The organism is Maribacter thermophilus, assembly GCF_001020565.1.
In the GTDB taxonomy this organism is placed as follows: Bacteria; Bacteroidota; Bacteroidia; order Flavobacteriales; family Flavobacteriaceae; genus Maribacter; species Maribacter thermophilus.
In genome coordinates this window covers 2,851,311-2,878,283 of record NZ_LDAS01000001.1, presented here as the reverse complement: position 1 = coordinate 2,878,283, position 26,973 = coordinate 2,851,311, and the positions used below count along the sequence as shown (strand labels likewise).

Here is a 26,973-nt window from a genome sequence, read left to right as displayed (position 1 = left end):
ATTCCTGTAGGGGAAAAGTGACTATTCGTACATTTGCGTTTCTAAAAAAATAAACACTAATTATCATGAAGAACATTTTTTTAACTACAATGTTGATGTTGGCGTGTGCTTTTGGCTTTGCGCAGACAGAAGAGGAACTAAAGGCCGAAATGGCTTCTAAAAAAGATTCGATTGCAGCTATCCAAGGAAGAGTAGATGCAATAAAAGGTCAAATTGATGCACTTCCAGGTTGGAAGATAGGAGCTTTTGGTACCATAGGAGCCAATGTCAGTGGTTTTGATAACTGGTATGCCCAAGGTACACCTAACAACTCTACCGGTAATATCGGAGTTACGGTAAACGGTTATGCCAATTTACAGCAAGAAAAGTTTTTCTGGAGAAACTCTGGTAACTTAAACTTGGGATGGGTAAAATTTGATGATAAAGACGACCCTACCGATGATGATAGCTTTAGACAAGCTACCGATGTTTTCACCATTACCTCTTTGTACGGTCGTAAATTGAGTGAAAAGTTCGCTATTTCTGCATTGGGGGAATATAGAACCACCATTTTGGACAACTTTAACGATCCTGGTTATTTAGATTTAGGTATTGGTGCCACTTGGACACCGATAACCGATTTGGTAGTGGTAATACACCCTTTAAACTATAACTTTGTGTTTAGTAGCGAAGACGATATTTTCGAATCTTCTTTAGGTGCAAAGATCGTAGCCGATTATACCCGTAAAATTGGTAATATCAATTTTAAGTCAAACCTTTCTATGTTTCAAAGCTACAAGTCATCAGATTTGTCTAACTGGACTTGGATAAACTCTTTTGGTTATACTCTTTGGAACGGCATAGGGTTAGGTTTTGAGTTTGGCTTAAGAAATAACAAGCAAGAAGCTCTTAATTATGCTATAAACGATGCCGTAGTGCCCGATCCAAGTGCTACTTTTGATAGTATTGACAACGATTTACAGACGTATTGGTTGTTGGGATTGAACTACTCGTTCTAAGCAATAAATATAGTAGTATAAAAAAAGCCCTCTTTTTAGAGGGCTTTTTTGGTTAAGTAGGTATCGTAAAATTTGGGATTTTACTCATAGTTATAAGTTCAATATCGATTTGGGGTCAACACTATCACTTACGCACAGTGTAAAGTTACGGTGAGTGTTTCACTTGTGTGCAATTTATGTTGTGAACGCGACCTAAAATGTTGTGAAAGATATCAACGGTTCAAATTCATCGATGAATGGCACAGCAGGGTGTGCAGATGGTATTTTAATACTCGTCCAAATGTTCTGGATAAAGAAAATTATTATATGGAAAACGGGTGACATGAATGTCTCTTACCTCATCATAAACACGTTTTCTAAACTCGTCGAGGTTTTCTTTGTTCAGGGCAGAAATAAAGAGGGCCCTATCACCAACTTTTTCCATCCACGTGCTTTTCCATTCATCAATGGTAAAATGTTTTGTGGTGCGCTCGGTAATCAAATCGTCCTCGTCTATGGTCTCATGTTCGTACTGGTCTATCTTGTTAAAGACCATAATGGTCTTTTTGTCCGAACTTTCGATTTCCGACAGTATTTTGTTTACAGATTCGATGTGCTCCTCGAACTGGGGATGGGAAATGTCCACCACATGAAGCAGAAGGTCGGCCTCCCGCACTTCGTCCAAGGTGCTTTTAAAGCTTTCTACGAGCTGTGTGGGCAATTTTCGTATAAATCCAACGGTATCGCTTAAAAGAAAAGGGAGGTTGCCTATGACCACTTTTCTTACAGTGGTATCTAATGTGGCAAAAAGCTTGTTTTCGGCAAATACGTCACTTTTACTGATAACGTTCATTAAAGTAGATTTGCCCACGTTGGTATAACCTACCAAAGCCACCCTTACCAAAGCGCCCCTGTTGCCCCTTTGGGTCTCCATTTGCTTATCTATTTTTTGCAGCTTTTTTTTGAGCAGGGTTATACGGTCACGAACAATACGTCTATCTGTTTCAATTTCTGTTTCACCGGGTCCGCGCATCCCTATACCACCTTTTTGCCTTTCCAAGTGGGTCCATAGGCCGGTAAGTCTTGGCAATAGATATTGATATTGTGCCAGCTCTACTTGAGTACGTGCATAACTGGTCTGGGCCCTTTGGGCAAAAATGTCCAGAATTAAGCTTGTTCTATCGATTATTTTGCAGCGTAACTGTTTTTCGATATTTCGTTGTTGGGCCGCCGAAAGCTCATCATCGAAGATGACCGCCCCTATTTCGTTTTCTTCCACAAAACGCTCTACCTCCTGCATTTTTCCACTTCCTATAAGCGTTTTTGGATTGGGTATATCCATTCTTTGAACAAATCGTTTTACCACTTCGCCACCGGCCGTATAGGTGAGGAATTCAAGTTCGTCCAAATATTCGGTAACTTTATCTTCCGACTGTTCTTTGTTGATGATACCGATAAGAACGGCCTTTTCGTATTCTGTTGTTTTCTTTTCTAGCATTGAATCAATTAAAGTACAAATCTAAACAATGTTTCTAAAGCCAATTTTTACAAAAGTATTTTATTATGGACTTACATGTCTAAAATAATGAGATAGTTTCTATAATTTAGGCTTTTAGAACCAACCTAGACACCTAATGATACGTATTATTACCTTAATGGCGCAATGTAGTTTAATGAAAGACTATTTTTCTTATGGCCTGCTCTTGATTTTTATATTGACTTCCCTTAATTCTCGGGCACAAGTAGAAACGATTCCAACACCGGAAGATATTATTGGTTTTAAAGTAGGGGCCGATTTTCATTTGGCTACCTACGAACAATCTATAGCTTATTTTAAGGCGTTGGATGCAGCGAGCGATTTGGTAGAAATGCGTGAAACGGGAAAGACCTCTGAGGGGCGTACTTGGTATTATGTACTTATTTCCTCTAAAGAGAATCTTGCCAAAATAGATCATTATAAGGGTATTTCTCAAAAATTGGCCCATCCGGAAGGTATTGGTCGTGAAGAAGCAAGAAAATTGGCGGAAGAAGGTAAGGTCATTGTAGACCTTAGTGGAGGCCTGCATGCTTCTGAAGTTGCCGGGGCGCAACATATTATTACATTGGCGCATCAAATTGTCAGCGAGGCGGACACCAAAAAATTCAAACCTATTTTAGAAGATGTTATTTTGGTGTTATGGCCATCGTTGAACCCTGATGGGCAAGATATTATTGCAAATTGGTACATGTCCAATGTGGGTACCCCCTACGAAACCGCTAGAACCCCTTGGCTCTATCAGAAATATGTGGGTCATGACAATAATAGGGATGCCTATATGCTTAATATGTTAGAGTCTCGGGTGGTTGGTAGAACATGGAGGGAATGGGAGCCCAATATAATTCATGTACACCATCAATCATCGCCATTTCCAACAAGAATTTGGTTACCACCATTCGCGGAACCCATTGCCCCGCAAACACCACCTATAGTAGCAAGGGAAGTAAATATGATAGGTATGGCCATGGCGCAGGAACTAGAAACGGAAGGTTTGCCCGGGGCCGTTCATATGGGGAAAGGCTTTGACGCCTGGTACCCGGGGTACATTGATTATTTGCCCGCAATGCAGAACATACCTTCGTTTTGGACAGAAACCGCGCTATATAGGTATGCCACTCCTTATTTTTATACCATTCAAGATTTTCCTTCAAACAGAAAGGACCTTAGGGTAGAATCTCTTTATAATAGTCCCTGGAAAGGGGGTTGGTGGCGATTGAGCGATGCTATGAAATACATGCAGACGGCATCGATAGCTGTTTTGGATTACAGTGCCAAGTATAAAGAAACCTTGTTGTTCAATAAATATCAATCTGCGAGCAATACCATAGAAAAGTATAAGAAAGAACCGCCCTTTGCGTATATCATACCGCAAAGGCAACGAGATCCCGTTCGATCTGTAGAGCTATTAAAACGATTGGCATTTAATGGTGCCAAAATTTATGAATTGGATAGGCCTATGGAGTATGCAGGGGTTAATTATCCAAAGGGTACATGGGTGATACCTTTAGACCAAGAGTTCGGTGAAATGATACGGCAGGTTTTGGATGTACAAGAATATCCAGATTTGCGAGAATCTCCCGATGGACCTTTGGAACAACCTTATGATGCTGCGGGGTGGACCTTGCCTTTTCAAATGGAGGTAAAGGTCGTATCTGGTACGGTACCCTTGTCGGAAGAATTTAGGGAGGCATTGTCTTTGGTTCAAGGGACTCCTATAGAAACATCGGATGATGAAACGGAAGACCTCAATAAAGTGGACATGGCACCTGGTGCCGGTTTTGATACCGATAAGGTGGCGGCAGGTATAAGACCCTTGCCGGGAAGTCTAAAAGGTGGCGGTGGCACCCTATGGTTAGATCCTACCGAGAATAATATTTTCAGGATTTTGGGCGAAGCCCAAGAAAAGGGATATGGAATTGTCTATGATGCGGACCAAAGGAAATATGGGGTGAAAGGAATGGGTAAAGCAACAGCGCAAAGGTGGATCAATGACTATGCGGTTAATGGGGTTATGAACTCTAGGTCTGGCAGCGCTAAAGTAACCTCTAAGATTGCCGTATATAGACCATGGACGGCTAGTATGGATATGGGATGGACCCGGTGGTTGCTGGACAGTTTTGGTTTTTCTTATAGTTCTATACGAAATGCCGATTTTAAAACAGGAAATTTAAGAGACCGGTTTGATGTTATAGTTGTTGCTTCCGACAGGCCAAGTGCCATCGAAAATGGTATCCAACAAGGTGGGGCTCCAGCACAGTATACCAAAGGATTGGGCGATTTGGAAAAAAGAAACCTAGATGCTTTTATAAAAGAAGGAGGAACTTTGATTGCCTTAAATAGAAGTGCGGATTTTGCCATAGAAGCGTTGCATTTGCCCGTAGAAAATGTGGTAAAGAGAGTGGACCGAGCCGAGTTTTTTACCGGGGGATCCATCATGCAGGTACAGACTAGCCCTACACATCCTGTAATGGCGGGTATGCTAAAGAATGCCAATATATTTGTGTACGATAGCCCGGTATTTGAGGTTATGGATGATTTTAAAGGAGAAATCTTGGCAAAATACCAAGAGAAAGGGTCTCCGCTAATGTCCGGTTATTTGGTCGGAGAGGAGTATATGAACGGAAGGGCGGCCGCATTAGATGTGCATCATGGTAAAGGTCAAGTATTGTTGTTCGGTTTTCAGCCTCAATGGCGTGGTCAGCCCATGGGAACATATCGTACCCTGTTCAATGCCCTTTTGTACGCCAATGCCTTACCCGCATCCATACCCGAAGCGGGTGAAGGTTGGTTAGGGCAATTGACTGTAAACAACAAAGAACCTGAATAACGAGAGGCTTTTAAATACTCTTTTTATTTTTATCCATTGATATTAAAAGATTGCATGCGATTTCCATTATTCAGAAAAAAATATAAGAAACATCTATTTACCATAGCTTTCTATAATTTAGAGAACCTTTTTGATCCTGAGAACAATGAATTTACGCTGGATCAAGACTTTACCCCTAAAGGTTTTAAAAAGTGGACCCCTAAGAAATACCGTAGAAAACTGGCTAAACTGTCTAGAACTATATCAAAAATTGGTAGCTCGGCCAATAAATATCCTCCTGTCTTAATTGGGGTGGCAGAGGTTGAAAATAGATCTGTTATGCAGGATCTTGTTAAGACTAAGCCCATAGATCAGTACAACTATAGTTTTATACACTATGAATCGCCAGATGAACGGGGTATCGATACGGGGCTTATCTACAACGAAAAATATTTTGAGGTCATTACCTCAAAACCCATACCGCTTATCGTCGATAATTTGAATGGGGAAAGAGATACTACTAGAGATATTTTGTATGTATGTGGCAAATTAAATGGAGAAAAAATACATCTTTTTGTAAACCATTGGCCCTCTAGAAGAGATGGTAGCGATTCAACAGAATATAAGAGAATAAAAGCCGCACAGGTAATCAAAGATGAAATGAATGTCATTGAAAAAGAGGACCCGTCTGCCAATTATATCGTAATGGGCGATTTTAACGATGACCCAAGGTCTAAAAGTATTCAAACGCTACTGGAAAATTCTTCTTTGCACAACCCAATGGAGAAATTGCATGCGCCTGAGTTAAGGGGAAGTGCCAGCTATAAAAGAAAATGGAGTCTTTTTGACCAGATTATTCTCTCCCATAATTTCTATAACTATGAAAAAAAGAGTCATAGTTTTCATACCGCGAATATTTTTGATGATGAGTTCTTAAAGGAATTAAAGGGTAAATATAAAGGAAGCCCATACAGAACTTATGCTGGAAGAAAGTATCTTGGAGGATATAGTGATCATTTTCCTGTGTATATAATTCTAAAGTATAATTCTTGAAGATTTTACTTTTAAAAAAGTAAGAATAATCCTATACACATCAAAAATTGATGTTTTCACAACAACACTTGATATATCAGGGTGTATTTCGTCGAATAAATGGTGTTTTTCATCTGAATAGATATGTTGCCTAAATATATTTGTAGTCCAAATCTTACACATCTAACTAATGTATTATGGACTACCAAAAGCAATCATACCATAAGAGTGTTCTTTTGGGCCTCTTATTTCTTTTTTTACTGACAACCCCCTCCCTGACCGCCCAATCAAAGAAAATAAATGAAATCATAAACAAGGAATACGATTTTTCCAAAATCGGGTCTATGCAGGTCGACCTTGAATTTGATTACGAAAAGAACAGGGCCAAAACCATGGCAATGGCCAAGGCGAACAATTTGAAACTTAAAGAGGTATTGCCTAACGGTAAAAAGGTAGAACTGCAAGAAATTGGAGAAGACGGAAGTCTTATTTATTATGAAACATATTCCGACAATGCAAGTCAAACATGTAGGGCTACGGAATTGCACTTAAATGGTGCCTTGAACTTAGATTTGGACGGTACTGGCATGAAAGTAGGTGTTTGGGATTCTGGTGTGGCCCTTACAACACATCAAGAATACGACGATAGGGCCATGGTTGCCGATGGTAGTACCGAAGTGGATGCACACGCAACTATGGTTACAGGAAGCCTGATATCATCGGGTGTAAAAAAAGGAGCACAAGGGGTAGCCTATAATGCACAGGTGCTTTCGCATGACTGGACCCGTGATAAATTAGAAGTAATGGAAGCGGCGGCAAACGGCCTGTTACTTTCAAATCATTCTTATGGTATTAAATCGGATAGGGTTCCCGACTGGTATTTTGGCTCTTATATTAAGGTAGCCCAAGATTGGGACAAGATAATGTATAATGCACCGTATTATTTAATGGTGACAGCAGCAGGTAACGCCAGACATAGCAATGATAACGAAACGCCCATATTCGGTACAAGTGCGGATGGATTTGATTTATTGTTGGGCTTTACGGTTACAAAGAACGGACTTACCGTGGCCGGTTCCGATACAAAAATTGATGGTAATGGGAATTTAAAAAAGGCTACCGTTTCTGCTTATAGCAGTTACGGACCCGTAGATGATGGTAGAATTAAACCCGATTTGGCCGGTGATGGTTCTTCGATTCTTTCTACCGATGCAGATGGCAATACCAGCTACGATGTTTCTTCTGGTACTTCGATGGCAACACCAGGTGTTACGGGGGCTTTGCTATTATTACAACAGCACAATGAACAACTATACGGTTCTTATCTAAAGGCAGCTACCTTAAAAGGGTTGGCCTTGCATACCGCTGACGATGTAGATGCTCCGGGACCCGATTATAAAATGGGATGGGGTGTAATGAACGCAAAAAGAGCTGCGGAATTGGTCTATAATAAAGAATATAGTTCCTATGTTTCCGAGAATGAGCTTTTAGAGGGAGAAACTTTCTCTTTTACGGTCAAGGCAAATGGTAAAGAACCCTTGGTCGCATCCATTTCATGGACCGACCCCGAATCGGATTATGTAAATACCGGTGAACTGAACGCAAAGACTGCCGCACTCGTAAATGATTTGGATATACGTGTGGTACAGGATGGTAAAACATATTTTCCGTGGAAATTGAATCCAGCAAATCCGAAAGCGGCAGCTACCACAGGTGATAACTTGGTAGATCCTTTTGAACGAATAGATATACCCAACGCTAATGGATCATATACGATAACGGTATCCCACAAAGGAGACCTAAAGTATGATGTACAGGATTTTTCGTTGCTGATATCCGGTGTAGCCATTACTTCATGTAACCCAACGGCTCCTAACAGTTTGTCTTTAAGTAATGCTATGGAAAATAGTGTTACCCTATCATGGGAAGAAATGACCGATGCTTTGTACGAAGTACAATACAGGAATGAAAATGAAGATAATTGGATGACAGACTACAGCACGGAAGCTTTCAAAGTTTTAACAGGATTGCAATTGAACGAAGACTATATTGTGAGGGTGCGTACTTTTTGCTCTCAAAACGTTGCTTCCGACTATAGCATGGAGTATAAGTTTACTTTTGAGGGGGGCGAAACCGTAACAGGTGATTTGGGAGGTTACCAAACACTTAGTGCAGACGGTACGGTAAAATTCTCGGTATATCCGAATCCGGCGGTGGATCAGATCAATATAAATTCAGAAATGAGCGATGCGGCTATGTTTCGTATTATATCTTCCTCTGGGACTGAATTAAAAAGAGGAGATGTTCAAAATAATCAGGTCGATGTTGCCGATCTTGCCACAGGTCTTTATGTGATACAGGTTCAAGATATGGGCGTGAATAAAAGCGCTAAGTTTTATAAATATTAATATAGATTTTTAACCCTTCCCCCAACATTTATAGGTTTTTCCTTAGACCTGTCGTTTGTAAAACATGACAGGTCTTTTTTATGAAGGTATTGTTGTAATCTATTATAGATTATGTTTATGTTATAATAATACAAATCAAGAGTTTATCTATTGATATGAAAATTTCTTTCGGTAACTTTACTCTATTCACACCTAAAACGTATAAAAATGGACAATAAAAACAATCCCCATGGAGAAGCATGGGACGTAAACGAATCTAGCGCGGCCGGATGCCCTTTTTTAAATGGCGAGCTACATCAATCGGCCGGTGGAGGTACCACTAATAGAGATTGGTGGCCCAATATGTTGAACTTGAACATTCTTAGACTGCATTCTTCGAAATCGGATCCTATGGACGAAGATTTTAATTATGCAGAGGAATTTAAAAAATTGGATTTGGCCGCGGTCAAAAAGGACCTGGCCGATTTAATGACCGATAGTCAAGATTGGTGGCCTGCCGATTATGGCCATTATGGTCCTTTCTTTATCCGTATGGCATGGCATAGTGCAGGTACGTACCGTATTTCTGATGGGCGTGGAGGAGCTAGCTCCGGTAGTCAACGTTTTGCACCGTTGAACAGTTGGCCGGATAATGCCAATTTAGATAAAGCCAGACTATTGTTATGGCCCGTTAAACAGAAATATGGTAAAAAGATTTCATGGGCAGATTTGATGATTTTGGCAGGGAACGTTGCCCATGAATCCATGGGGCTTAAAATGTTCGGTTTTGCAGGAGGCCGTGAAGATATATGGCAGCCAGAAGAAGATATCTATTGGGGATCTGAAACAGAATGGCTAGGTAGCAAAGAACGTTATGATACCGAGGGAAATAAATTGGAGAATCCTTTGGGGGCCGCCCACATGGGATTGATCTATGTAAACCCCGAAGGGCACAATGGAAACCCAGACCCTGTGGAGGCCGCCCATTATATCAGGGATACTTTTGGGCGTATGGCCATGAACGATTATGAGACAGTGGCATTGATTGCCGGTGGCCATACCTTTGGAAAAACACATGGCGCTGCCAACCCAGAGGAGTACGTTGAGGCAGAGCCTGCCGCTGCCGATATAACGGAACAAGGTCTTGGATGGAAAAATAAGTACGGTAGTGGTGTAGGAGCCGATACCATTACCAGTGGATTGGAAGGTGCATGGAGCCAGACACCCACAAAATGGAGCCACAATTTCTTGAAAAACCTTTTTGGTTTTGAGTGGGAACTTACAAAGAGTCCGGCAGGAGCATGGCAATATAAGCCTGTAGGCGATGCAGGAGCAGGAACCGTACCCGATGCACATATAGAAGGCAAGAGTCATCAACCATTTATGTTGGTAACCGACCTTTCGCTACGTATGGATCCGGAGTATGAAAAAATCTCAAGACACTTCTTGGAGAACCCCGATGAGTTTGCCGATGCATATGCCAAGGCTTGGTTTAAGCTTACTCACAGAGATATGGGGCCAGTAGACCGTTATTTAGGTCCAGAAGTACCTCAAGAAGAGTTAATTTGGCAAGATCCCGTGCCAAAGGTAGACCACGAACTGGTAAATGAAGAGGACATAGCATCTTTAAAGGCTACTATTTTGGCTTCAGAATTATCAATCTCTGAAATGGTCGCTACGGCTTGGGCCTCTGCTGCTACGTATAGGGATTCCGATAAACGTGGTGGAGCCAATGGAGGGCGAATTCGTTTGGAGCCACAGAAAAACTGGAAGGCCAATAACCCAAAACAATTGGCAAAGGTTATCGCTGTTTTAGAGGGAATACAAAAAGAGTTTAATGATGCGCAGTCTGGAAACAAAAAGGTTTCTTTTGCCGACTTGGTAGTACTTGCCGGAACGGCTGCAGTGGAAAAAGCGGCCAAGAATGCGGGCTTCGATATTACGGTTCCGTTTGCTCCGGGTAGAACCGACGCCACACAAGAAAAGACCGATGTTGAAGCGTTTGAGGCATTAGAACCCATAGCGGACGGATTTAGGAACTTTACCAAAGAAAAGTATTCCGTTAAAGGAGAAGAGTTGTTGGTAGATCGTGCTCAATTATTGACCTTGACAGCTCCAGAGATGACCGTTTTAGTTGGGGGTATGAGAGTATTGAATACCAATACCGACGGATCTGAACACGGTGTATTTACCGATAAGAAAGACCAACTTACCAACGATTTTTTCTTGAATCTGTTGGATATGGGCACTACATGGAAAGCCATTTCTGATGACGACACCCTTTTTGAAGGAAGTAACCGTAAGACCGGTGAGAAGAAATGGACGGGTACCAGGGTAGATCTTATATTTGGTTCAAATTCTGAACTTAGGGCCTTGGCAGAAGTATATGCTACCTCCGATGCCAAAGAAAAGTTCGTAAAAGACTTTGCAAAAGCATGGACTAAAGTGATGAACTTAGATCGATTTGATTTGAAATAATAATCGAGCTAAATATCAATTGTAGAAAGGGCAGCTATTTAGCTGCCCTTTTTTTATTCGGTATTCCAAAATTGGCAATTTCAAAGCCGTAGCATAGTCATTTGCCCTGAACAACATTTATGTAGAAGGTCTAGATTCGACTTGTTTTAGTGTATTTCATCGATAAAATCACGCCTTTTATCGTTAAAAAAGAAAAACCTCCATTTTTATAAGGTTTTTCTTTAAAGAGCGTAATGTCGGTTTTTCTAACTTATATGGAAACCATTAATACTTTCATTGTGAAAAAACTTAGACCAACCGGGGTTTTAGCGTACAAAATGGATGAATTTATTAAGGAGAGTTTTATAGAAATAGGAGGACAGGCTACAAGAAGTGCTCCATTAGGTTGGTCAGGTGTTGTTAGGCAATATATAGAAGATTGGACAGGAACGGATAATTGTTATTAAAATGAAAGCTTATTCTTGTTTTTTACTAATATTCCTCATGAATTATCAAGAAATGAACATGGATTATACTTTTTTGGGTAAGTCTGTAAAAGAATTATTTCAAGGTCTAGAATATATTGAATGTAACAATGAAAATTTTAGAGAATGTTATTTCCCGGCAAGTAATTATAGCACTATCTCAGGAATACCAACTAACTATAATTTTTTAGGATTTCCCGTACAGAAAATGGGAGCTTATGTAAATACAAAAAATGAATTGAAAAAGTTTACAATATCAGTTGAAGTGCCGGATGCTGGTTTTTTTTATGATCAAGTGGTAAAAGAATACGGCATGCCTGAAACATCTAGCCTATCAAAATTTTATTTAGAAAAATACGGATATAAAACGCCCAATGAAATCAACAAGGATTCATTGGATGAGTACTATCAAAATCTGAACAAACCTGAAATTGATGATTTTTCTATTGTTAGAAGTACTACATGGTATGATATCGATAAAGGTTCCGGACGGACTCCAATAGGTATGATTGTTAGTAATAAAACTAGTCCTGAGGATATGTTTTCTAAAAGAGAAATATGGATAACCTTTATTAGGCAAAGACAATAGCCTTTTTTATGAACTATGAAAAATATCTTAACACTAGCAATTTTTTTTCTTTGCCTGAATCTTTTTTCTTGTAAAAAAGGACAAAAAAATAATTCTGAATTAGAAAAAAATAACCGAGATAAATGTTTTAATCGAATTGAAAAAGTAAATCTTATCAATGAAATTCTTAAAACTGATAATATTCAAACCTACCTACATCTAGATATCGAGGAAAGAAATCCAGTAAGGATAATTAAAAATGATTTCTTAATTGAACTCGATTCGTTTTTGCTTGATAAGCATAGATATGTTAAAATAGTGGATTCTTTACCATATAGTAAATTAAAACTCCAATTAGAAATATATCCAATGGATTCTTGTCGGTTTAGTAAAGGAAATTTTGTTTTCTATAGTCCCATAGAAAATGCAGAAGTAAATGGTAATATTGAATTAAAAGATTCGGTTTGGGTAATATCCGTTATTCAGGATATTGAATTTTAAACACAATATCCTTTATTGGCTCTACTGTTTTACATGAGTACACTCATTTAGGGGATTCAGTATTTGGAAATAATTTTTGGGGAAATGAATGGATTAATAGTGGTTTTAATTTGGAAACTGAGGCTGGACTTTTATTTGAAGAAATGATTTTTGGAGAAAAGGTTGAAATTTCAAATGCGGGTGTGATTCTTAAACGAAGTGGAGGTTTATGAAACATATATTAGTCTTACTCTTATACTTTAGTTTGTGTACAAATTGTTTAGCCCAAAAAACGGATGACTGTGATTTGTACGCCTCATCTATCAGTAAAATAAAAACATTTAAATATCATAAATTGGATATAAAGTTCAATTTAGAAATTTCGGAATCATTAAAAAAATCAATACTAAACTCTGAACTATTCGATAATCAGGAAAAGGTAGCTTTAGAAAAAATTCTTTCAGATTATAAAATTAAGAAAACGATGTATCCGTGCAAAAGGATAAGAGATTTGGTGATGAACATAAAAGGTAGAGAACTAAATAATGATGTTGACAAGGGCATTGTCATAAACTATTTAGAACCTGTGTGGATAGATAGTGGAAACGCATATCTTGTTATGGAGCAAATTTCAACGAGTAGCAAAACAGGAGTTACTGTAGGTGCAACTATAATGGAAATTTATGCTAAAATGGGGAGTGATTGGGTCGCTGAAGATAAACTAATTTTGGAGCAGTATTGAATTATAAAAAGATAATTTTCACATTTCTAGTTGTTTTTCCGAACATAAATCTTTATGGTCAAAAGAAGTTATGCCATGAACATCAATTTTTAGAACAGGCTTTTAGTTATATGATTCCTGTAGAAGGAGATACCTTAGTAATTGAGGTTGGTTTAATTCCAAGCCTAACAGCTATTACCGATTGGAAAAATCAGGGAATAATAACAAGCAAGGAAAAAAGAAAAATTGAATTGGCTTTTAAAAAAAATAAGGAGCCAGTTTGTATAAAAACTCAGCAGCTTGTGGACAGTATTAATAATTTAAGTAATAATTCTAAAAACAAGGAGTATACAAAAAAACTATTTTCCAGACCTATTAGAATTTCCAAGACTAGGGTGGTTGTTTTTCATGAGAATATATTGCAAAGCAAATATCATAGTGGAGGAAAAGCCGTAGGATGTTTAACCGGTATTTTCTTTGGAAATGAAACTGGGAATTGGAAAATAATTGAAAAAAAATGCCTCGAAATGTATTAAAAAAACACAATTTTCTCTGCAAAGTATAGGTGTCATTATTTTTAGAAAATTAGAAAAAATCATTCTAGATTAGCTTCCGAGGCAACAAATCAAACTTATAATGGTATAAACCCAGAAGGTGAACCATGCGAATAGCCAGCTTTAGAATTTTATTTATTTTCCTTGTCATAGGCTGTGGATCTACACTCTATTTCAAAGAACAATATTCAGTCTCATGAATGGTATATTGTCAATAAAGTCGTACATCTCATAGATTTAAAAAAGTTTAATGTATATAATGACATTGATGATATTTCCTTGATAAGATTTTTTAAAGATTATGGGGCTTTTGATAAATATGGATATTATGAAGATTTTGGACCCCTAAAAGAATGGATTCCAGATTCCATACTTAATAGGAGTTTCACAAAAACTAAGGTGGATGAAATGATTTTGAATTTAGAAAAAAGAACGGCTAAAAAATGGGCAGATACAGACTTAATTGATAAAGATTGGAAGTTAATTGAAAATGATCAAGATATATCAATGGAGACTAAAACAGCAAGATTGTCTTACCCAGTATTTCTTGGTGATAAGATATCACTTGTAAAATATAGTACAAAATCAGGATTTTATGACGAACATGGTTCATCTGGAACCCTTATATTTTGTAAAAATGCTGACGATTGGGAAATATTAATTCATTTACCTTTTTAATAATGGCTTTGACTATCCTGAAGAAGAAGGTGTAAAATTTGAAATTTCTGTTTATGGAGAAAATGTTCATCCGGATAGGGCAAAAATTGTATTAAATAGGGTAAATTAAAAATCATGAGGATTTCAATAATTATATTTTTTATGTCAATAATTTTTGGCTGTAAAGAAAATACGGCCCAAAAAATCAACACAAAAACACGGCTTGTTCAGCAACCTATGGTTCAAGATTGCATGGACAAAAAAGATAGGGAAAAAATTATTGAAGCCATAGTGTCAACACCAGATTTTCAGATGTTCCTGCATCCCAAGATTGAGGGTAGATTACCTGTTAAATTGGTCAAAAATGAATTTGTAACGTCTGACCTAATAATCTATTCAAACGGGCTTAAAGTTCAATTTGTTGATTCCCTTGAATTGCCGGAAGGAAGTCAGCACCGTATTACCATAGGTGACATTGACTGTTCTGGTTCCAAAATTTCATATTCCGTATATTATCCGATAGAAGGAGCAATTATATCTGGAAAGGTATATAAAAATCATAAGGAATGGGTTGCCACTGAAACAACCTGGGGTGAAATATAACTGACAACAATGCAGTAAGCTTTTTCCTTGGAACTACATAGTTTTTATTGTTAATGGTTAAGGTAAAAGAAGCTGTAGATAGTGGAGACACAAAATATATAACCCCAACGAATTCCAATGGGAGAGTTAACAGCTCCTCAGAAATTAAACCTACCAACTTATGAAAAGGACTATATTATTGATGATTTTCTTCACGTCGTGTTCTAAAACATTGGAGAAAGAGGTGATTTTTGATGGTTTTAAGAATGAAAATAGGGTCGTAATTGATATTCCATAGGAATATTCTGTGAGTAATGTGAATGTTTATTTTTCTGGAGAAACTTCGGATACTATTTATTTCTCTAGCTTTAATAATGACACGTTATTTCGTTTTAAGTAAGGCAAAAGAAAAGAGTTGAAAGTATTTCAAGATTTTTATGGGGGACAATATGAATTAAAGTCGTTGAAATCAAAAGCCACGGGAAAGATTAATATTGAGATACCTTACTATTAATTCTTATGTACGGCATTGCTAAGCAAGGGGAAAACACCTCTGCTGAGACAAGTATCCTGCTTATGCCTTGTACGAAGATTTTGTTTTAGAACAAGATTTTGAGTATGATGGCAATACCAAACCAAGAACCAATAACAATCAACTAAATTCTTCCTTTGGGATTAAAGGGTTTTATACCTTCTTTATTTGGTGGTCTTCCAATAAATCTTCATTGCGTAACTTTAAAAATACCTGTGCGGTGGTGACCACGTCCAGTTCGCAATAGGTGACGATACGGTCAATATCCTTTTCCAGATAATAAACATCCCTTACCATACTGCCGTCTATATCCTCTTTTGGGGAAGGTATGCCTAGAATGTTCGCCATTAGTTTTAAGGAAGTATAATGCTTGTAATCACCAAATTTCCATAGTTCCATAGTGTCCAAATGGGGAACTTCCCACGGTTTCTTTCCAAAAAGGTCTAGTTTCCAGGGTAAGGAAATGCCATTAATAATCATACGGCGGGCTATATACGGAAAATCGAACTCCTTGCCGTTATGGGCACAGAGTAGATGTTTGGCCTGGTTGTAATGGCCGTCGAGAAGGTTTTTAAAATCTTTTAGTAATTGGGTTTCCTCGCCATAAAAACTGGTGACCCTAAAACTATTTTCTACTCCGTTTATTTTGAAGTACCCGACAGAGATACACACGATCTTTCCGAACTCTGCCCAAATTCCGGCCCTGTCATAGAATTCTTCGGCGGTAAACTCTTCCTTGCGCTGGTAGTGCGATTTTTGTTCCCAGAGTTCTTGTTTTGCATCGTCCAGCTCTTCAAAATATTCCTTTTCCGGTACGGTTTCAATATCTAGAAACAGTAAGTTTTCTAAGTTTAATTTTTGAAGCATGTTGTTTTGTTGGATTTCTCGTTCCTCAATTTAATATATAAAATCCAATTTATGCAAAGAAGATGGTTTGTCCGTCAAAAATCGCAGAACCGACCCATCGGTCGGTTTTATAGGATGATTAATCTTATAATGGCATCTAAAGTCTAGTTTAACGGACGTTAAAACTCGCCGATTTGTCTATTAAATAGGTAAAAGGTGGGTTTTTTACAAAAGAACCGACCGTATGGTTTGTTGGCTTAGAACAAAGATTGTTGTTTTACCGGGTTTTCATGATCCAGCAACCATTTTTTGCGGTGCAGGCCACCGGCATAACCCGTTAAGGAACCATCGCTTCCAATGACTCTATGGCAGGGGACAACGATCCATAACGGATTTTTTCCGTTTGCAGCGGCAACGGCCCTAATGGCTTTTACATCTCCCAATGTTTTGGAAAGCTCCAAATAAGAAACGGTCTTTCCGAAAGGTATACTGGAGAGTGCATTCCATACACGTTTTTGAAAATCTGTTCCATCGGGGTTTAAGTCCAGGTCAAACTCTTTTCTGGTTCCCTCAAAATACTCGTTTAGTTGGTACACAGCATCTTCCAGTACCGTAGGTATCACATCTGTAATTTTTTCTTCCGAGTCCAGTACGGTAATGGAGGTAAGGCCATGTTCGTCACCCTGCAATTTGGTGTAGCCTAGGGGAGATCGTATTACAGCAGATTCCATACAACGTGTTTATTCTTGTTTTGGGGGCGTTTGCTCTTTCTTTTCGATGACGCCCGACCGTTGGGCCCTATTTTCCCAGTTCTTGCGCGCCAAGAGCTGTAAATCGGCTACATTGTCGCTTTCGTCCATGATTTCTAGACCCAATAAGGTTTCTATAACATCTTCCATGGTAACCAGACCACTTACCGATCCATATTCGTCCACGACCAAGGCAATATGTTCACGTTTGGCCACTAGGGTATCAAATAGTTGGGGTATGGGCGTGCTTCTACGGGTAATCAGAATGTCCCTTTTTATTTCTTCTAAGGGCATATCCCCGTTATTATTAATGATTTCCTCATAGACATTGTCCTTTAAGACAAACCCTATGATATTATCGATCTTATCTTTGTAAATAGGAATTCTGGAAAAACGTAGTTTTGGGTTCTCTTCAAAAAAGGTCTGAATAGATTTGTCGGCCGATGCTATTTTTACAACCGCCCTGGGGGTCATAACGTCCTTGACCAGAACTTCGTCGAATCTTAATAGGTTTTTGATAATGGTGGATTCCGATTTTTCGAAAACACCTTCTTCGTGTGCCATATCTGTCATGGCGGTAAAATCTTCCCTACTTAGAACGCTACCGTGATGGCCTTTACCGCCCACCAGTTTGGTGAACAGTTGCAAAAGCCACAAAAGCCCTGTGTATTTTAAACCCAAGACCATTATTTTAAGGGCTTTGGCGGTAAAATTGGCCAATTGTCTCCAATAGGTGGCACCTATTGTCTTTGGAATTATTTCCGAGGCCACCAAAATCAAGATCGTCATAATGGTCGAAACGACACCCACCATAAGGTCTTCTGTGAACTGTATGCCCAATACCGTTCTTTGGGTAGTGCCATAAAGCTCGCTATAGGCTACTTTTGCCTGTACCCCGACCAAAATGGCACCAACGGTATGGGCAATGGTATTTAGGGTCAGAATAGCTATTAGAGGCTTGTCTACGTCGTTTTTTAACTCTTCTAATGTATTGGCATAAGATTTACCCTCTCTCTTCTTAACGGTCACGAATGTTGGATTAATGCTCAACAGAACAGCTTCCAAAATGGAACACAGGAACGAAAAGAAGATGGAAATTAGGGCATAAAATATAAGTAATCCCATAGTTGTATTTTGAATAGACTAAGATACCAAATTAATCGATTTGCACCATTTATTTATAGATGGCGGTACATGTTATTAACTATTATTGTTTTTCGAAAGCACGATAAAAGACTTGTTGAACGGCAGAGCGTATATGCAGGTCGTAAAGGTTTCTATGGTCGCGGGTAGGGTATACCCTATTGGAAAGAAATATATATACCAATTGGTTTTTTGGGTCGGCCCACACAAAGGTGCCCGTAAAACCACTATGACCAAAACTTTCCGGACTAACTTCAGGTGCAGGGTAAGACGTGTCTAGACTTAATTTGGCATTATCTAATAGCGGTTTGTCGAAACCTAGGCCCCTTCTATTATCGTTTTGAGGATATTGTACACGTATGAATTCGTTTATGATTTTTTCGGAGATGTAACGCTTTCCGGCATAGATTCCCTTTTGCAAGAACATTTGCATCATAATGGCCAAGTCGTTTGCGGTACCAAAAAGCCCTGCGTTGCCAGATATGCCTCCCAATAAAGATGCATTTTCATCATGCACCCAACCTTGGGTCAGGCGGTGTCTGAATAAAGTGTCCATTTCGGTCGGAACAATCTTATTTAAAAAATTATGCCTGTTGGGTAGGAAACCAAAAGTTTTCATACCAAGTGGTTTGTAAAATTCTTCTTCGATATATTGTTCGTAAGGTACGCCTGTAAGCTGTGCAATCAATTCCGGAAAAATCAAGAAGGTAAGCCCCGAATATTTGTATTTCTTTTCAGCCGAAACGGCAGAACGGTTTATAATCCGGTACATTTTTTTATTGAAGTTATTTTTTACATAAATACCTTCAAATGCTTCATTTTTAAATCTTTTGTTTGGCTTTGAACGTAAAAATCTATTTTTAAACCGACCGTTATTTTTTAAGGTCTTGTTTAAGAAAACAATGTAGGGTTCAAGACCTGCCTGATGCGCCAAAATCTCCCTTAATGTGATATTTCTTTTGTCTTTTTCATGTTTCCAAGGAGTCCAATAAGAGCTAAAGGGCGTGTCCAGATCTAATTTGCCTTGATCGACCAATTTCATAATGGCCGGTAACGGACCCATAATTTTAGTGACAGAGGCCAAATCATAAATATCGTTTAAGGCGACAGGCTGAACACTGTCATAGGTATGAAAGCCATATGCTTCATGAAAAATGATATTTCCTTCTTTGGCTACCAAAATTTGTGCCCCTGGAAAGGCTTTGTTTTTTATACCATTTGTTATAATACTGTCAATTTGGTGGTAAATGGCAACCGAATCCAATTCATAGGCTGCCAAAGAGGATGTTTGCAAACTAGACCCCACAGGTAGCGCCAATGTTTGCTTTTTATCTTCTTGGGCAATAAGGGTGGTTATAAATAAACCAAATAGTATAAAAAAATATTTAAGCATCTAATTGTCGAAAGGGTGCCATTACCCCAATAGTTTTACCGCATCTTTGGCAAAATAGCTGGCTATAATACTGGCACCCGCGCGCTTAATGGCGGTCAATTGTTCCATCATTACGGCGTCGTGGTCCAACCATCCTTTTTCTGCGGCTGCCTTCACCATGGCGTACTCCCCTGAAACCTGATATACGGCTATAGGAACATCTATCTCGTTTTTAAGGTCTCGGACAATATCAAGATAACAAAGTCCTGGTTTTACCATTACAATATCGGCGCCTTCATCTATATCCTGTTCGGTTTCCCTAATGGCTTCCAACCTGTTGGCATAGTCCATTTGATAGGTCTTTTTGTCCTTAGGTACGTTTTTAATGTCTACAGGGGCAGAATCTAGGGCATCTCTAAACGGACCGTAAAACGCACTGGCGTATTTGGCACTATAGGCCATGATGCCGGTATTGGTATAACCTTCATCTTCCAATGCCTCTCTGATACTTAAAATACGACCGTCCATCATGTCGCTTGGAGCTACAAAATCGGCTCCTGCCTTGGCGTGCGACAAACTCATTTCTGTAAGTACTTCTACGCTTTCATCGTTCAATATTTCCCCGTCCGATATAATACCATCATGGCCGTATGAAGAATAGGGGTCCATGGCCACATCGGTCATTACCAACATCTGTGGACAGGCATTTTTTATCGTTTTTATAGCACGTTGCATCAGCCCGTCAGGATTTAATGCTTCGGTACCTTTGTTGTCTTTTAGGTTTTCTTCCACTTTGGCAAAAAGTAGCACAGAGCAAAGACCCATTTTCCATAGTTCCTTGACCTCTTTTTCCAACAGGTCCAAACTCAAATTAAAATAATTGGGCATGGACGGAATCTCTTTCTTTACCCCTTTGCCTTCGGTCACAAAAAGTGGCACCAAAAAATCGCTTGGTGTTAGGGTCGTTTCCCTTACTAAATTGCGTATTGCCTGTGAGCTTCTAAGCCGTCTGTTTCTAATAAGTGGGTACATGTCTTTTCTTTTTTACAAAGGTAAGGCAAGTGGGTTAAATCTCCTTGTTTCCCGCTGAAATCTATGATGTTTAAAAAGTATTTTGGGCTTGTGGACATGAAATGAGGGAATACCCTAAATATGGGTTCCATAAGGTTCGAAATAGGAGATTATTAGTAACCGGATAGGCAATGCAAAACACTGGGGCACTATGGCTTGAGCTAAGATTTCTTTGACTTGGCCCTTTCCATAATCGCCTTAAGCCGTTCTTTGCGCAAGGCCTCTTCCTTTCGAAGTTTGTTTTTCTTCTGCTGTACAAGCTTGGTGTGTTTTGCTTTGTTGACCGTATTTTTCGCTTTTCCCTTTTTACCCATAATCCACTAAACCCAGTCTTTAGGTTGTTTTAAGACCTTTAGTAGTTTTTCTTCTTCACTACCTTCTTTTGGGTGGTGGTCGTAACGCCATTGAACGTGTGGCGGTAGGCTCATTAGAATACTTTCTATACGTCCGTTGGTCTTTAGGCCGAACAAGGTGCCCTTGTCGTGTACGAGGTTAAACTCAACATAACGTCCTCTTCTTATTTCTTGCCAATCTCTTTGTTCTTGGGTGTAGGCAAGGTCTTTTCTTTTTATAACGATAGGTATATAACTGTTCAGGAAGCTGTTGCCGACCTCTGTAACAAAATTGTACCAATTTTGCATGGTCATTTCTGGCGTAGCCTTGCAGTAGTCAAAAAACAAGCCTCCAACTCCCCTGGCTTCATTGCGGTGAGTGTTCCAAAAATATTCGTCACACCTTTTTTTGTAAGTTTCGTAAAACGTGGGGTCGTGTTTGTCACAGGCGTCTTTGCAAACCGTATGAAAATGCAGGGCATCCTCCTCAAAAAGATAATAAGGGGTCAGGTCTTGACCGCCCCCAAACCATTGGTCTATAATTTCACCGTCTTTGCCATACATTTCAAAATAACGCCAGTTGGCATGTACGGTCGGCACCATAGGGTTCTTCGGATGCAATACTAAACTGAGTCCGCATGCGAAAAAATCAGCTTCTTCAACCCCAAAATAGGCCTGCATACTTTTGGGCAATTCGCCATGCACACCAGAAATGTTTACCCCTCCTTTTTCAAAAACGTTTCCGTTTTCTATGACCCTGGTTCTGCCGCCACCACCTTCTGGTCTCTTCCAAATATCTTGGTGAAAAGTGGCTTTACCGTCAATTTCCTCTAATTTATTGGTAATGGTATCTTGTAGGGTTTGTATATAATCGTAAAATTTATCTTTCATTCGTTTTAATGTATAGTTCCATATCCATTAATGCTTCCTGCGGTGGTTGGTGCTCATTGGGCAAGGTTTCTTTCCATATGTAACCACATTTTTCGGCTATGCGAACACTACCGATGTTTGTTTTATGAACAATGATTCTTAGTTGGTTCAGCTTTAATTTATCAAAAGACCAATTGGTCAAATGTTGTACTATTTTGGTGGTAATGCCCAATCCTTCGTATTGGTAACCGATACAATAGGCCAGTTCTGCCTCTAGCTTCTCGTAATCTAGACTTTTAACATATACCAAACCAGCCACGGTTCTTTCGATTTTGTTCTTTACAACAAACAGAAATTCGGTTTTATCTGCGAATTCCTTTACCTTTTGGGCTACAAAAATAGCTGAAAGTTCTGGTGTGAGGGTTGCCTCTAAAGTTTTGGGAAAGTACCGTTTTAATCGTGTAGCGTTCACCGTGGTAAAATCACAAATGCGCCAAGCATCTTTTTCTTGAACAGGGTTGATCTCGAAAATTCCTATATCAAAAGAATCCATACTGCAACTATCTAAGATTCGTTTATATTGTTAAAAGAGGTTTGATAGTAGGCTTTATGCCTTTGCGTTTTATAGGTAAGCCGAAGCTCAAACACACAATCTGCCGATAAACATAAGAATAATTAATATTACATTTTCTTAAATCGACTAGATTTCTGTAACCAAACCTGAGTACTCAAAACGAGTGGTTTCCCTAAATTACTATTTATATGGGCATAAACACCGTAAAAAGTAAAAAGATAGTGTTTGTAAAGACACACACTGTAACATACACCAGTCTATTTCCTTAATTGTGCTTTTATAAGGGTTTAAACTCCTTTACTGCATCAATGAAAGCTTTTGCGTTTTCTACGGGTACGTTAGGAAGAATCCCATGGCCAAGGTTCACTATATATTGGTCTTTTCCGAACTCATGGATCATTTGGGTGACCATTTTTTTAATTTCGGAAGGAGGCGATAGTAAACGTGCTGGGTCAAAATTTCCTTGTAGGGTGATCTTGCCTCCAGAAAGGTAGCGCGCGTTTCTTGCGGAGCAGGTCCAATCCACTCCTAAGGCGGCCGCCCCCGATTTGGCCATATCACCAAGAGCAAACCAACAGCCTTTTCCGAAGACAATTACAGGAGCTTCTTCTTTAAGGGCGTCTATGATCTGTTGTATGTATTGCCAAGAAAATTCTTTGTAATCTACTGGAGAAAGCATACCTCCCCATGAGTCAAAGACCTGCACGGCATCAACTCCTGCCTTTATCTTTGCTTTTAAATAAGCAATGGTGGTATCGGTTATTTTTTGTAAAAGTTGATGAGCTACCACGGGTTGGGTAAAGCACAATTCTTTTGCCTTGTCAAATGTTTTGCTGCCTTGGCCTTGTACGCAGTAACACAATATGGTCCAAGGGGATCCGGCAAAACCAATTAACGGTACTTCGTCTTCCAATTTCTCTTTGGTAGCGGTAATGGCATCCATGACATAGCCAAGGGTATCTTGTATGTCGGGCACTATAACACTGTCCAAATCTTTTTGTGTGCGTATGGGGTTTGGTAGATATGGACCAAAATTTGGTTTCATTTCCACATCAATGTTCATCGCTTGTGGGATAACCAAAATATCGCTGAAAAGAATGGCGGCATCCATACCGAACCTTCGAATGGGCTGTACGGTAATTTCCGAAGCGAGTTCTGGGGTCTGGCACCGTGTAAAAAAATCATATTTTTTTCTGATTTCCATAAATTCCGGCAAGTATCTTCCGGCTTGGCGCATCATCCATACAGGAGGTCTTTCAACCGTTTCGCCCTTTAAGGCACGCAAAAATAAATCGTTCTTTAAGCTCATTTTTCTTTGTAATCTTCATTTACCAATTCTATGACACTTTCCATGTCCGGAATTCTAGCAACTTTTACCTCATTAAAGTGTTTACGGGCTTCGTTGGCCGTTGTTTCACCGATACAATAGGCGATTGAATGAGGTTTGTTCTTCAACAGGTAACTTTCAATGGCAGAAGGGCTACAAAATATGATTCCTTCTGCCGATTCGTCTATCGCCTTGCTAGATAATTTGGTGCGATAGGCCTCTACCTTGTTAACGGTAATATTGTTTTCCTCTAAAACGGAGGGTAATTCCTCTAAACTTAAATTGCCATGAAAATAGGTTACCTCTGTTCCTTCAAGATATTCTACCAGGTATTTTGCCAGATCGGCGGCATTGTTTTCAAAATGGGCTACTTTACCTATTCTTTTTTGTATGAACCGTCTTGTTTTTCGGCCAACACAATATATGTTCTCAAATTGAAGTTCTGCCGCACTGATATTCGTTAAAAGGCTCTCTACGGCGTTCTTACTGGTAAAGACGACATTTTTGAGTTCTTTTTTGAGAATCAATGGAGAAATTCTATTGGGGCTGATCTTAATAAAATCCTCAGAATCTACTTTCAGGGAAATATTAAAACGCTGTAATTGTTCTTCGGTCAGTTTTTTGGTGGAAAAAATGTTCGTTTTAAGATCGGCTCCCTGCAGTTCGTTCATTAAGCGTTTTCCGCCCCTGCTCAAAATACTGTTGGCGGCATCTATACCCAACCTATCATGCTTTCCTACAGGGGCCGTGAGTGTGGCCTCTAGTTTCTTAGAGCCATCTACGGTCAATAATACTCCCTTGAAGTTTACTGTTTCTTCTTTGTCTATATAGGCGAGGGCTCCGATAGGGGCAGAGCATCCACCTTCCAGTTCCCTTAAAAAGTCGCGTTCAATTTTTGTACAAAGTTCTGTTTCTTTATGGTTCAACTCCGCACAAATCTCCCTGATCTCTTCATCATGTTCCATGGCAACCACCATAATCGCTCCTTGGGCAGGCGCAGGAACCATCCAAGTAAGTCCGATGGTGTTTTTTGGCTCTAGACCAATACGTTGTAGGCCGGCCGCGGCAAATATGGCCCCGTTCCAGTCATTATTCTGTAATTTTTCTAACCGGCTATTAACATTTCCCCGTAAATCTACCACGGTATGGGTCGGGTAGCGATTTAGCCACTGTGCTTTTCTTCTAAGACTGCCTGTGGCAATAACCCCTTCCGGAGAACCTAAAAATTCTTCATTGTCCTTAAAAGCAAGTATGTCCATATAATTGGCCCGCTTTAGAACGGCTGCCTGTACAATTCCTTTGGGTAGAGCGGTAGGCACATCTTTCATGGAGTGTACCGCAATATCTATATCGCCATTTAGCATGGCAATGTCCAATGTTTTGGTAAAAACGCCGGTGATTCCCAGTTCGTACAGAGGCTTGTCCAAAACAAGGTCGCCTGTAGATTTTACCGGTACAAGGGTTACTTTATGTCCTAATGATTGTAATTGGTCTTTAACCGTGTTGGCCTGCCAAAGCGCAAGTTCGCTATCGCGGGTACCTATTCGTATGGTTCTGCTCATTTAGTTTCTAGTTCTAATTGAAATACTTTTTGAATAAGCTCAAGACTAGAGTCGGAATCGATGGTCTCGTCCTTTAAATGATTTGCGAACTGCTTGGTAATTTTTTGAATGATACGATTAGAAATAATATCTGCGTGCTCGGTATCAAAATTGGCCACTTTTTTGGATTGATAATCGAGCTCTTCCTCTTTCATGGTCTTTAACTTCATTTTTAAAGCCTTGATCACAGGGGCAAACTTTCGTGTTTCGAGCCATTGGGTGAAGTCATTTTTAACCTCCTCTATGATTTGCTCCGCCTGTGGAACAAACAATTTTCTCTTTTCGAGTGTTTCGTCGGTAATCTGGGATAGTTGGTCAAGGTGAACCAATGATACATTTTCTAATTCCAGTACGTTGTCATCCACGTTTTTGGGTACCGATAGGTCTAAGATCAACAATGGATTTTTGGTATAGATAAGTTCTTTGCAAATGGTGGGCTTTTGTGCCCCGGTAGCGACTACCAGTACATCCGTTTTGCGTATTTCGGCTTGTAGGTCCCCATAATCCCTTACCGTAAGGTTAAATTTGCCTCCAATTTTATCCGCTTTCTCCTTGGTTCTGTTAATAAGGGTGATATTGGGGTTTTTGGTGTGTTTTATAAGGTTTTCACAAGTGTTTCTGCCTATTTTACCTGTGCCGAACAGTAAAATGTTCTTGTTGGTCACATCCGATACATTGTTTAGAATGTACTGTACGGAGGCAAAGGATACTGATGTGGCACCAGAAGATATTTCTGTTTCGTTTTTTATACGTTTACTGGCTTGTATGACAGAATTTACAAGGCGTTCAAGAAACGGATTCGCAATTCCTAATTTCTTTGATCGGCCAAAACTTTGTTTTAATTGACTAATGATTTCAAAATCTCCCAAGATTTGACTGTCCAAGCCGGTTCCTACGCGGAACAAGTGGGTGATGGCCTCGTTGTTCTTGTACACATAAGCTACTTCTTGAAACTCTTCTACGCTACCGTTAGAATAGTCGCAAAGCAACTTTATAAGTTGAAATGGGTGTTGGGCAAAACCATGTAGTTCTGTTCTATTACAGGTAGAGGTCGCCAAAAGCCCATCTATACCTTGCTGTTGGGCCTTTTTCAATAACTCGGTCATGGCAATTTCGTCCAAACTGAATTTACCACGCACTTCGGCATCGGCCTTTTTGTAGCTTAAACCTATGGTATAAAACGAGCTATGTTTTGAAATGTGATAATTTTTCATAGATGCGATGACAAAAATAGAGGCATCAAATCAATAAAAATAACGCTAGAGGAACTATAAGCATCGATTAAAGTGATTTTCGACCAAAATAGAGGCATT

24 protein-coding genes are annotated in these 26,973 nt (G+C 39.4%); 12 read left to right on the top strand and 12 right to left on the bottom strand.

The genetic code is table 11. From position 1 onward, the window contains the following. Positions 1-65 precede the first annotated feature (65 nt). Complete coding sequence (locus tag AB657_RS12405) at positions 66-998, top strand: DUF3078 domain-containing protein (RefSeq protein ID WP_047246771.1); 933 nt, start codon at positions 66-68, stop codon at positions 996-998. 265 nt (positions 999-1,263) lie between these two features. On the opposite strand, the gene hflX is transcribed toward AB657_RS12405, so the two are convergent. Continuing rightward, positions 1,264-2,475: a GTPase HflX gene (gene hflX, locus AB657_RS12400; protein WP_047246770.1), complete on the bottom strand. Its 1,212-nt coding sequence runs from the start codon at positions 2,473-2,475 to the stop codon at positions 1,264-1,266. 136 nt (positions 2,476-2,611) lie between these two features. Between hflX and AB657_RS12395 the strand changes: the two genes are divergently transcribed. The 11 genes from AB657_RS12395 (at position 2,612) to AB657_RS12345 (ending at position 15,264) form a co-directional block, all read left to right on the top strand. Then, the gene (locus AB657_RS12395; protein ID WP_052958702.1) at positions 2,612-5,341 is read left to right on the top strand and encodes a M14 family metallopeptidase; all 2,730 of its coding nucleotides are present in this window, start codon (positions 2,612-2,614) and stop codon (positions 5,339-5,341) included. A gap of 54 nt (positions 5,342-5,395) precedes the next feature. Beyond that, entirely contained in the window at positions 5,396-6,373 is a 978-nt protein-coding gene (locus AB657_RS12390; RefSeq protein ID WP_047246769.1) for an endonuclease/exonuclease/phosphatase family protein, read from the top strand. Positions 6,374-6,549: 176 nt separating this feature from the next. Continuing rightward, positions 6,550-8,760: a S8 family serine peptidase gene (locus AB657_RS12385; RefSeq protein WP_047246768.1), complete on the top strand. Its 2,211-nt coding sequence runs from the start codon at positions 6,550-6,552 to the stop codon at positions 8,758-8,760. 207 nt (positions 8,761-8,967) lie between these two features. Beyond that, positions 8,968-11,217, top strand: coding sequence for a catalase/peroxidase HPI (gene katG, locus AB657_RS12380; RefSeq protein WP_047246767.1), 2,250 nt, complete (start codon positions 8,968-8,970; stop codon positions 11,215-11,217). A 278-nt stretch (positions 11,218-11,495) separates the two neighbouring features. Further along, on the top strand, positions 11,496-11,663 hold the full coding sequence (locus AB657_RS12375) for a hypothetical protein (protein WP_157491728.1): 168 nt from the start codon (positions 11,496-11,498) through the stop codon (positions 11,661-11,663). A 37-nt stretch (positions 11,664-11,700) separates the two neighbouring features. Continuing rightward, positions 11,701-12,270 carry a hypothetical protein gene (locus tag AB657_RS12370; protein ID WP_047246765.1) on the top strand — a complete coding sequence of 190 codons (570 nt, stop codon included), beginning with the start codon at positions 11,701-11,703 and terminating at the stop codon, positions 12,268-12,270. A gap of 15 nt (positions 12,271-12,285) precedes the next feature. Continuing rightward, positions 12,286-12,750 (top strand): hypothetical protein, encoded by a 465-nt coding sequence (locus AB657_RS12365; protein WP_047246764.1) that lies wholly within the window; start codon positions 12,286-12,288, stop codon positions 12,748-12,750. 334 nt (positions 12,751-13,084) lie between these two features. Beyond that, complete coding sequence (locus AB657_RS12360; RefSeq protein WP_157491726.1) at positions 13,085-13,471, top strand: hypothetical protein; 387 nt, start codon at positions 13,085-13,087, stop codon at positions 13,469-13,471. Positions 13,472-13,581: 110 nt separating this feature from the next. Further along, positions 13,582-13,986 carry a hypothetical protein gene (locus AB657_RS12355; RefSeq protein ID WP_157491724.1) on the top strand — a complete coding sequence of 135 codons (405 nt, stop codon included), beginning with the start codon at positions 13,582-13,584 and terminating at the stop codon, positions 13,984-13,986. Between the two features lie 174 nt (positions 13,987-14,160). Beyond that, on the top strand, positions 14,161-14,682 hold the full coding sequence (locus AB657_RS12350; RefSeq protein WP_047246761.1) for a hypothetical protein: 522 nt from the start codon (positions 14,161-14,163) through the stop codon (positions 14,680-14,682). Positions 14,683-14,796: 114 nt separating this feature from the next. Beyond that, entirely contained in the window at positions 14,797-15,264 is a 468-nt protein-coding gene (locus AB657_RS12345) for a hypothetical protein (RefSeq protein WP_157491722.1), read from the top strand. A 664-nt stretch (positions 15,265-15,928) separates the two neighbouring features. Here AB657_RS12345 and AB657_RS12340 read toward each other — a convergent pair. The 11 genes from AB657_RS12340 to hemA form a co-directional block, all read right to left on the bottom strand. Further along, positions 15,929-16,642: a 3'-5' exonuclease gene (locus tag AB657_RS12340; RefSeq protein ID WP_047246759.1), complete on the bottom strand. Its 714-nt coding sequence runs from the start codon at positions 16,640-16,642 to the stop codon at positions 15,929-15,931. A 236-nt stretch (positions 16,643-16,878) separates the two neighbouring features. Beyond that, entirely contained in the window at positions 16,879-17,352 is a 474-nt protein-coding gene (locus tag AB657_RS12335; RefSeq protein ID WP_047246758.1) for a methylated-DNA--[protein]-cysteine S-methyltransferase, read from the bottom strand. A gap of 9 nt (positions 17,353-17,361) precedes the next feature. Continuing rightward, positions 17,362-18,495, bottom strand: a complete 1,134-nt coding sequence (locus AB657_RS12330; protein WP_047246757.1) for a CNNM domain-containing protein — start codon at positions 18,493-18,495, stop codon at positions 17,362-17,364. 82 nt (positions 18,496-18,577) lie between these two features. After that, on the bottom strand, positions 18,578-19,906 hold the full coding sequence (locus AB657_RS12325; RefSeq protein ID WP_047246756.1) for a serine hydrolase domain-containing protein: 1,329 nt from the start codon (positions 19,904-19,906) through the stop codon (positions 18,578-18,580). Positions 19,907-19,927: 21 nt separating this feature from the next. Next, positions 19,928-20,917 (bottom strand): porphobilinogen synthase, encoded by a 990-nt coding sequence (gene hemB, locus AB657_RS12320; protein WP_047246755.1) that lies wholly within the window; start codon positions 20,915-20,917, stop codon positions 19,928-19,930. A 200-nt stretch (positions 20,918-21,117) separates the two neighbouring features. Then, positions 21,118-21,270 (bottom strand): hypothetical protein, encoded by a 153-nt coding sequence (locus AB657_RS18085; protein WP_198146905.1) that lies wholly within the window; start codon positions 21,268-21,270, stop codon positions 21,118-21,120. A 6-nt stretch (positions 21,271-21,276) separates the two neighbouring features. Further along, positions 21,277-22,179, bottom strand: a complete 903-nt coding sequence (hemF, locus tag AB657_RS12315; RefSeq protein ID WP_047246754.1) for an oxygen-dependent coproporphyrinogen oxidase — start codon at positions 22,177-22,179, stop codon at positions 21,277-21,279. Continuing rightward, positions 22,169-22,711 (bottom strand): GNAT family N-acetyltransferase, encoded by a 543-nt coding sequence (locus AB657_RS12310; protein WP_047246753.1) that lies wholly within the window; start codon positions 22,709-22,711, stop codon positions 22,169-22,171. Before AB657_RS12310 ends, hemF begins: the two co-directional genes overlap by 11 nt. A gap of 298 nt (positions 22,712-23,009) precedes the next feature. Continuing rightward, positions 23,010-24,041 carry a uroporphyrinogen decarboxylase gene (gene hemE / locus AB657_RS12305; protein ID WP_047246752.1) on the bottom strand — a complete coding sequence of 344 codons (1,032 nt, stop codon included), beginning with the start codon at positions 24,039-24,041 and terminating at the stop codon, positions 23,010-23,012. After that, the gene (hemC, locus tag AB657_RS12300; RefSeq protein WP_047246751.1) at positions 24,038-25,621 is read right to left on the bottom strand and encodes a hydroxymethylbilane synthase; all 1,584 of its coding nucleotides are present in this window, start codon (positions 25,619-25,621) and stop codon (positions 24,038-24,040) included. The genes hemE and hemC overlap by 4 nt, the downstream gene beginning before the upstream one ends. Further along, positions 25,618-26,874: a glutamyl-tRNA reductase gene (gene hemA / locus AB657_RS12295; RefSeq protein WP_047246750.1), complete on the bottom strand. Its 1,257-nt coding sequence runs from the start codon at positions 26,872-26,874 to the stop codon at positions 25,618-25,620. The genes hemC and hemA overlap by 4 nt, the downstream gene beginning before the upstream one ends. Positions 26,875-26,973: the final 99 nt, after the last annotated feature.

Excerpts from the sequence above, each read along its gene's own strand:
- AB657_RS12390 (WP_047246769.1), top strand. The coding sequence starts at position 5,396 with ATGCGATTTCCATTATTCAGAAAAAAATATAAGAAACATCTATTTACC.
- hemE (WP_047246752.1), bottom strand. The coding sequence starts at position 24,041 with ATGAGCTTAAAGAACGATTTATTTTTGCGTGCCTTAAAGGGCGAAACG.
- hemF (WP_047246754.1), bottom strand. The coding sequence starts at position 22,179 with ATGAAAGATAAATTTTACGATTATATACAAACCCTACAAGATACCATT.
- AB657_RS12325 (WP_047246756.1), bottom strand. The coding sequence starts at position 19,906 with ATGCTTAAATATTTTTTTATACTATTTGGTTTATTTATAACCACCCTT.
- AB657_RS12310 (WP_047246753.1), bottom strand. The coding sequence starts at position 22,711 with ATGGATTCTTTTGATATAGGAATTTTCGAGATCAACCCTGTTCAAGAA.
- AB657_RS12355 (WP_157491724.1), top strand. The coding sequence starts at position 13,582 with ATGATTCCTGTAGAAGGAGATACCTTAGTAATTGAGGTTGGTTTAATT.
- hemB (WP_047246755.1), bottom strand. The coding sequence starts at position 20,917 with ATGTACCCACTTATTAGAAACAGACGGCTTAGAAGCTCACAGGCAATA.
- katG (WP_047246767.1), top strand. The coding sequence starts at position 8,968 with ATGGACAATAAAAACAATCCCCATGGAGAAGCATGGGACGTAAACGAA.
- AB657_RS12330 (WP_047246757.1), bottom strand. The coding sequence starts at position 18,495 with ATGGGATTACTTATATTTTATGCCCTAATTTCCATCTTCTTTTCGTTC.
- hemA (WP_047246750.1), bottom strand. The coding sequence starts at position 26,874 with ATGAAAAATTATCACATTTCAAAACATAGCTCGTTTTATACCATAGGT.
- AB657_RS12365 (WP_047246764.1), top strand. The coding sequence starts at position 12,286 with ATGAAAAATATCTTAACACTAGCAATTTTTTTTCTTTGCCTGAATCTT.
- hflX (WP_047246770.1), bottom strand. The coding sequence starts at position 2,475 with ATGCTAGAAAAGAAAACAACAGAATACGAAAAGGCCGTTCTTATCGGT.
- AB657_RS12370 (WP_047246765.1), top strand. The coding sequence starts at position 11,701 with ATGAATTATCAAGAAATGAACATGGATTATACTTTTTTGGGTAAGTCT.
- AB657_RS12405 (WP_047246771.1), top strand. The coding sequence starts at position 66 with ATGAAGAACATTTTTTTAACTACAATGTTGATGTTGGCGTGTGCTTTT.
- hemC (WP_047246751.1), bottom strand. The coding sequence starts at position 25,621 with ATGAGCAGAACCATACGAATAGGTACCCGCGATAGCGAACTTGCGCTT.
- AB657_RS12345 (WP_157491722.1), top strand. The coding sequence starts at position 14,797 with ATGAGGATTTCAATAATTATATTTTTTATGTCAATAATTTTTGGCTGT.
- AB657_RS12385 (WP_047246768.1), top strand. The coding sequence starts at position 6,550 with ATGGACTACCAAAAGCAATCATACCATAAGAGTGTTCTTTTGGGCCTC.
- AB657_RS12340 (WP_047246759.1), bottom strand. The coding sequence starts at position 16,642 with ATGCTTCAAAAATTAAACTTAGAAAACTTACTGTTTCTAGATATTGAA.
- AB657_RS12395 (WP_052958702.1), top strand. The coding sequence starts at position 2,612 with ATGATACGTATTATTACCTTAATGGCGCAATGTAGTTTAATGAAAGAC.
- AB657_RS12335 (WP_047246758.1), bottom strand. The coding sequence starts at position 17,352 with ATGGAATCTGCTGTAATACGATCTCCCCTAGGCTACACCAAATTGCAG.
- AB657_RS18085 (WP_198146905.1), bottom strand. The coding sequence starts at position 21,270 with ATGGGTAAAAAGGGAAAAGCGAAAAATACGGTCAACAAAGCAAAACAC.